5 protein-coding genes are annotated in these 7,176 nt (G+C 51.1%); all 5 read right to left on the bottom strand.

Translation table 11 applies throughout. The features are described 5' to 3' along the window. The coding region (pglX, locus tag EP376_RS22220) for a BREX-1 system adenine-specific DNA-methyltransferase PglX (RefSeq protein WP_127657673.1) at positions 1–1,962 on the bottom strand (1,962 nt) is incomplete at its 3' end. After that, positions 1,962–5,468 (bottom strand): BREX system P-loop protein BrxC, encoded by a 3,507-nt coding sequence (gene brxC / locus EP376_RS22215; RefSeq protein ID WP_206074827.1) that lies wholly within the window; start codon positions 5,466–5,468, stop codon positions 1,962–1,964. The genes pglX and brxC, both read right to left, overlap by 1 nt. Beyond that, a complete protein-coding gene (locus EP376_RS22210) occupies positions 5,465–6,097 on the bottom strand; it encodes a DUF1788 domain-containing protein (protein ID WP_127657672.1) in 633 nt (210 codons plus the stop codon). Before EP376_RS22210 ends, brxC begins: the two co-directional genes overlap by 4 nt. After that, a complete protein-coding gene (locus tag EP376_RS22205) occupies positions 6,094–6,711 on the bottom strand; it encodes a DUF1819 family protein (protein WP_164745046.1) in 618 nt (205 codons plus the stop codon). The genes EP376_RS22210 and EP376_RS22205 overlap by 4 nt, the downstream gene beginning before the upstream one ends. 24 nt (positions 6,712–6,735) lie before the next feature. Next, a partial coding sequence (locus EP376_RS22200; RefSeq protein WP_420837141.1) for a BrxR family transcriptional regulator occupies positions 6,736–7,176 on the bottom strand: 441 nt, incomplete at its 5' end.

Here is a 7,176-nt window from a genome sequence, read left to right as displayed (position 1 = left end):
CCAAGCATTTTCACCAGTTTGCAAACCGACAACAGGCTTTGCTATCTCAGATAGCTGCTTTCCATTCACAAACGCTGTTTTGATATTTTCACTCAGCCAATAAGCAATTGGACTCCCCGGAATCTTCTCAAAATCATTTGCAGAGGCCCGATAGAACCAGCCGCAGTTCGGATTTTGGATGGCTTCCAAGGTCTTTGGGGCTTGGTTTTTGGCACCACGAAAATCTGACAAGCGCACATAACCACCCCTAAAATCAGGGCGATGTTTATTTTCAATCGTGAACGTGCAGATAGGCACCGTTGCGCCATCAAAGCCAGAATATTCGAGCTGGATAAGGCTAGTGATCGTTTTCTGTTCGAGAAGGAAAATCCTTAGCTTCTCGTATGATGAAATGAACATCCACACGAATGGAGTCATAAAGCCAAGCTGGCCGCCCTTAACCGCCAAGTAAGTGTTGCGAACCATAAAGGCAGAGAAAACATCTGACTTAACGTCTTTGTATTCGTTTTTAAGGAAGTCTCCGAGTTGCCCGTTGAGACCTTTGCCGCCCATGTAAGGCGGGTTCGCCACCACAACATGATACTTTGACGAAAGCGCCTCAGACATACGAAGGACTGTCAGCAACCGTTCCCGCAACTTTGCACGGAACATGTCGCCACCAAGATCCTGTGCCTCGACCACTCGCAGGCATTCCATGGGATCTTTTAGTTTCGGGATGATGAGAGAGCCGAAGTTCTTGGCTTGCTCGAACTGGGTCAGGGTTGCTCGCAAGTCAGCTGTGAACAGGCTACGCCCAACCATAGCTTCGATGTCTTGCAGTTCTGATGGCTCGAAGCTGACATTCTGAAGAACGCAGATATCAGGTTGGGTTTCGATCCGCAGGAAACGGCGGCGGCCAAGCTTTTCAGCGGCCTTCATGGCAAGAGCAAAGGAAGCAAGCGAACCTGCACGTTCATCAATCTCGATGCCTGTCAGGTTATGCTCAAGGATGAACTCTGGAATATCCTTAGGGTCGAACCCTTCTTCTTCATAGATCGCATGCAGCAGGTCGAAGGCATAGGTCAGCATATGACCAGACCCACAGGCGGGGTCACAGATCTTCAACTCTTGGGGTTTGCTGATCTTGATGAAATCCGTCTCGGGCTCTTCGGGCTTGATGTAATATTCCATCTGCTCCGCCAGTTTGGACTGCGGGCGGTTCAGCATCCAAAGGCGGCCCAGAGAATTCTCAACGAGGTAGCGTACAATCCAATGTGGCGTGAAGAGCTGGGTGGCAGCTGGAATATTCTCAGGCGTGATCTTCTGGTTCTTCTTCAGACCAGCAAAGACATCATCCTTCTTTTCCGAGATGTAGAACTGGTAGAGCCAGCCGATGACCTCAACATCCTTGCAGACCTCTTCCGTCATCACTTCCCGCAAGCTTGTCAGGATCGAGGTGGCAGAGAGCAGGTCTTCCGGCATCAAGAGTTCAGTAAAATCGAGGATTTTCTCGAACATGTAGGGCATGGATTTATGCCAGTAGTTACATGCTGAAACCACAAGATGACGATAGGCTTCATTCTCAGGGTCGTTGCTGGCTGAACGTCCATCCAGAAGACCAGAGACCACGTTCTTTGTGTTCTCGGATACGAGATCTTCGTTGAAAATGCCGGCCGTGGCTTCTGACAGGATCTCAGGACGAGTTTGCCCATCAGCGGGTGCAATGACACGCACACGGTTGTAGCCGTTCATGTCCATGTATTGCAGAGCGGTGAAACGATTGAACCAGGTATAAGCCACCTGTTCGATGACTTGGGCCTTGCCCAGCTCACGGATCTTGTTTTCCAGATCACGAACAGCGGCAGGCCGTTCACGGCGGGCGGCGCTATCCTCGGCCAAGACCAGATCAAGCTTGGTCTTAACCCGTCCCATCAGAACACGACGAGCTTCTTGGGCGAACTTCTTGAGCTTATTCGTGTCCATTACACAGTGATCCTCTTACCATCTTTGAGTTCTTTTACGAGTGCATCCCGCAAGGCCGACAGATACGCATCCACGTCTTCTTCCGTATCCAGAACAGACTTCGCAGATGTGACCGAAACGCTCTTAGCTGAGACAAAAGAGGGCTTCGGAGCAGGGGTATGAGTGTTGTCATCCCCTGTCGGGGTCGGCTGCGGTGCAGGTGTGAGACCTCCAAGGACGCTTGGATATTGATCAGACGTAAAGCGATCTACGGAGACCTGAATAAGGGCGATGATGCGCTGGTTCTGAATCTCTTGGCGGATGCTTCCAAATGCCTGATCAGCCCGTGATTGGTGTGCTGCATCAGCAGACTGATATTCAGTAAGTTGCTGCATGCTGGACTGGAGCTTTTCCAAACGTTCCGTTGCAGCCTGTCTGGCTTCCATCAAGGCTTGGTCGATCTGCAGCCTCAGGTCATGCAAGAGACCTTTGGCGTCCTGCATCTTGTTGCCCTTGAAGCACCCCTCATCAATCAGGATTGCTTTTAGGGCTCTGGCTTTATCAGCCCCTGCATGGCTGAAATTATTCTGGTTCTCGGTCAGGAACTGGTTGGCCTGCTCATAAATCTGACGCTGTGGCCCTTCCATGAAGGCAAAGATCGGATCCAGAACGTCATCCTTTTGGTCGAGCAGGTCATCTGCCATCTTGGGCAGTTCACCGATGAACCAATCAACATCCTTCTTGGCGTAGCCTTCGAGCGCCACCTGGATAGCAGGCAGCTGTTCGAGGAAGGGGAATGTGCCAACCGACCGATGCAGGTCAGCAAGCTTACTTGCCAGCCGTTCGAACTCAGTTGCCGTTTCCTTACTGAGCCCACGTGCATCACTTGCTGCAGGCTGATGGGTGAAGAATTCCGTGTAGAATTCTCTCAGTTCTTTGATCTTGGAGGCAGAGTATTCGACCTGCGGTTCCAGAACGATGTTCTGATGGTCCCGATTGCTCTTGAAGGACTTAATCAGAGTATCGTTTTCAAGGATGGTTCCGTCAGCTCGTGCTTCGATTTTTCCTGCACCACAGAGTGCTGAGGTGTTTGCCAGCACGGCATAGCTGGGCCAACCAAATGGCTTACGCTCAAACTTCTCTTCAACGGATTTCAGGGTGACCCGCAGGCTTTGACGGGTCTGGCTCTGCACATAGTTGAAGATCTGCTGTTGAGCCTCTGTGAGAGGTGCAGCTTCCCCACCCATAATGCCGTCCTTGGCATCTGTGTGATATTTGGCGATGTCAGTCTCGGAATAGGTGATGTTCCGCAACATCTGCAGGTTACTGTAAACCTTATCGATCAAGAGCTGGAACGCTCGCTCGATGCGGGCTTTTGCATTCGCCTCACGAAGCTCAAGGTCATCCCCACGCATAAGAAGCTTGGCTTCTGCCAGCATCATATCGATGCGGGTTTTCAGTGTCTTGAAGCGTTCAGAGTTCTGGGTGCCCTTTTCCTGAAGGATGCGGGCCTTGACCTCTTCACTGCTGGAACGCTGGTTCTGACGGACATATTTTTCCGTTTTCTTGAACAGAAGCAGGTCAGACATGAAGCGTGCGTTCTGCGGAAGCACCACCATAAGCTCATCGCTGTTCATCGACGCAAGCGACAGGGATGAGAGATTTTCCGAATGCTCGTGGAAGGGTGTGATCACATTGATTGCAAGTTCGGCATCACGCCCTTGCAGCTCATCATCGATCTTGCAGGCAAAGCTGTAGTCTGTCTTCGTCTGATTATGACGGATCTTTGTGGACCCGATTACCTGCTGGAAGATAATGCCGTTGATTTCCTTTGAAATCTCGGTGCGGTCTACTTCCGTATTCTTAATTTCTTCCTCGATGTCCTTCTCTTCATCGGTCAGGAAGTCGTAAACATCACCGTTCCGCTGGATATAGGTCTCACTCTCCAAGCGGTTCAGCGCCCCTTCTACCTTCTTGCGTAGAGCAGTCAGATCCTGATGAAAATGCTCCAGCATCAGCACGCTGAGGTTATGCAGCGTGGGCTTGAACTGACGATAGTATTTGACGAGGAACAGTGCCTTCAGAACTCTGACGGCGAATTCATCATCGAGGTTACCTTCAGCCACCTGTATCGAGGTTTGCACAGAGCCTTTCAGAGCGGTGCGGATCCCTTCGAACATGCGGTCAAACGTGGCAAGCTGACCCACCTCCAGATCAGCAATCCCGATAGCCACTTCACGGAACACGCCCAACATCGAGCGTTCCCCGACAGAGCTATGGCGACCTTCAAAGACGTTGTGCTCAGAAAGCCCTTTGATGCACTGGCGGAACAGTTCGTATTGATAGGGGACAAAGGGGTAGCTTGCGATGAAATGGTCCTTGTCCCTGAAGTTCTTCAAGGTCACGGAACCATCTGAGAAGTTGAATAGCGTGCCGAAGTTGCTGTTCTCGCTTTCATAGAGATTGGCGAGTGTGCCTTCAGCCTCAGCTTTCTTTTTCAGAAGGCGCTTCTGGATGACCTCAGCAACGTTTTGGCTGGTGAGCGGCATGCGAGTGCCGAAACGAGCCATGATCTTTGAAAAGTCGTTTGCTTGACGGGCATTAATGTCGCCCACGACTTTATCGAGAGCCTCCTGGGCAGTCACGACAAGCCACGCCTGACCTTTACAGATAGTGTTCAGGCTTTCCGCAATCGTCTGAAGATTCGTCATCAGTTTGACGTTATCAGCGATATACTGACCGACTTCATCGACGAAGAACGTCAGACGGAAGCCTTTTTCCTGCTTGTCGATGTAGCGTTTGACCTGCTGGGCAAAGCTCTCAATGGAAACATTATAGGTCTTGGCATATTGGTCGAGGATGTTCTGGCTGGCGACATCACTTTGACCTGTTGCGGCTGAAAATGCTTTCGCAATTGCATCCGCTTCGAAGTTCGCTTGTTCACGGCCTTCTTCCCAAGGAATGTTTCCGAAGGAGTGTTTCTGGAATTCTTCTTTGAAGCTTACAAACTGACCTCGCTCATCAAGGTCTCGCTCAAGTTTGGCGATATAGCCTTCACGATAGTAGCCACAGCTCTCATCAAAAACTGACTGGAACACTGCCAGCAGGGCATCAATCTGATCCTTGCTGATGATGGTGGCTTTCTGGTCGATATTGAACAGAATGCTTTTTGATGGGATGCGAACAGCCTTATCCAGCTCGCCCTTCAGAATGGCATCGTGAGCGCATTTCTCGCTGAAAATGTCAGCTGCATACTTCCCCTCGATCTCTCGGTTTTCGAGAACGAGTGACAGCATTTTCAGGAGGTGAGATTTACCGGATCCGAAGAAACCAGAAATCCAAACGCCATTGATATGTGAATAATTATTATATTCTTGCAAGAACCTGCTGAGATTTTTCTCGACCTCGTTCGTTACCACATATTCTTCCAGCTCCATCAGGAGGCTGGCTTCATCGTCTGCCTTGATAACCCCATCAATGGGACGGTCTACGGGCTTAACAAAAAGTGATTTCAATTGCATGGTCATGCGGCAGCTTTCATCGTGAGAATATTGTAGGCACGGTAATACTTGTCGTCCTGGAGCTTTCCGAAGAGATCCAGGGATGCCCCTGTTGCCAGCTGGTGCTGGTAGCTTCCGGGAAAGAACATCACTGTGGGCTGGTCTTTGGCAGCGCTCTGGAGATTATTCAGGACGTTGTGCGAGCGGATATAGGGGAAAACCTCACCCACACCGGACAGGAACATCACATCAAAGGAAGCATCCTTGGCACGCTCTGCGATGGCAGGAATGAGGTGGCGCTCTGGATCCAGAACACCTTGTAGGGTCTCCTTGATCTTGGACTTTGGCATGCTGCCTTCGGCTTGCAGTATCCGACCAAGCAGCTTGCGCCCCTCCAGAAGTTCGAGAGCGAGGTCGTAGAGATTGATTTCGAGAATTCTGACAGACTTTTGCGCAAGGCGTTTGACGAGCTGAGCTCGTAACACCTCCATCTCCACCGCATCCTCTGGTCGGTAGGGACAGATGAAGAAGGGAACTTCGTTGTTCAGACCCTGCTTCTCAATAAAGCGCTGGCTTGAGATCACGCTTTCAAGATGTTCGAGCAGTTCACGAGACTGCGGACCTCGGAGTTCGGCACATGCGGTGTTAATCGTCATAGAGAGGCTCCCGGCACAAAGAAGGGCAGATCACGTTCACCGTGTTCGTTGATATCCTTCAGAGACTGTGAAGCGATCCCCGCAATGATGCGGTTGTCATCGCTAAGAATTCCAGATTCACGCATCATGCGGAACAGGATCTGACGAAGCTTCTTGCGAGTGCTTTCGGTCACCTCTTCAAGCTCAGGGTGAAAATGAGCTTGTTCCTCACAGAAAAAGTCGAATGCAGCATAATCGAGGTCGAGCTTGTAGCTGGCAAAGTTTTCCAGAAGTACCTGGGTCGCAAAATCACCGATAAACTCATAGGTCCGACAGCAAGCCAGCCAGCAAATGAGCGACTGGTCAAAAGGGTCTGCTGTCGTGAAGAAATCCAATTCTTGAGGGGATAAGGATTTCAGACGTGTGCAGATCTCTCGGACAGCACGACGAGTGGACTGTCTGGACTTGAACCGCAGGAGATTTTGCTCGACTGCGGCTTCTATCACGTCAGACCATTCCCGCAGATCGAAATATGATTGAACGAGCCAGGCACTTTCTGTCACAGACAGACCGGCTGCCCCAAAAGAAAGGCGATACTCTGCTGAGAGCGAAAGCGGGGCTTTGACTGATTTCATCTGGGTTGCGCCTGTCTGAAGCATCTACACAATTTCATCACGGTTCAGGAGTACAATTTGCTGGTCTTGCGGTTTGCGCACTTCGGGGTCTGTATCGAGACCCAGACGCTTGAGTGCATAGTAAAGCATCGCCTTACGCACTTTGATTTGGGTCACGCCCTCTTCCATCCCGTAATCGAGACCAATGACATACTTCTGGGCGTCCGACAGGTCAGGGTGAGGGCCGATCTGGAGTGTAACCTCGGTATTCCATGCCGTGTCGCCCTCAACCGACGTCGTGGCTTCCTCGGAACCATCAATGCCGATGATGCGACTCAGGAGAAAATCCTTGAACACCTCGTCGTTGCGGCAGAAGGCACGTGCATGCCAGCGGAAGCCGTCAAACGCTAAGCTATGAGGTTCAATCCAGCGCCATCCGGGCTCCGGTCGGCTGAAGGATTTGGCCTGCCCCCATCGGGTGGTCCG

The organism is Alexandriicola marinus, assembly GCF_004000435.1.
In the GTDB taxonomy this organism is placed as follows: Bacteria; Pseudomonadota; Alphaproteobacteria; order Rhodobacterales; family Rhodobacteraceae; genus Alexandriicola; species Alexandriicola marinus.
This window is presented reverse-complemented; position numbering and strand designations above follow the sequence as displayed.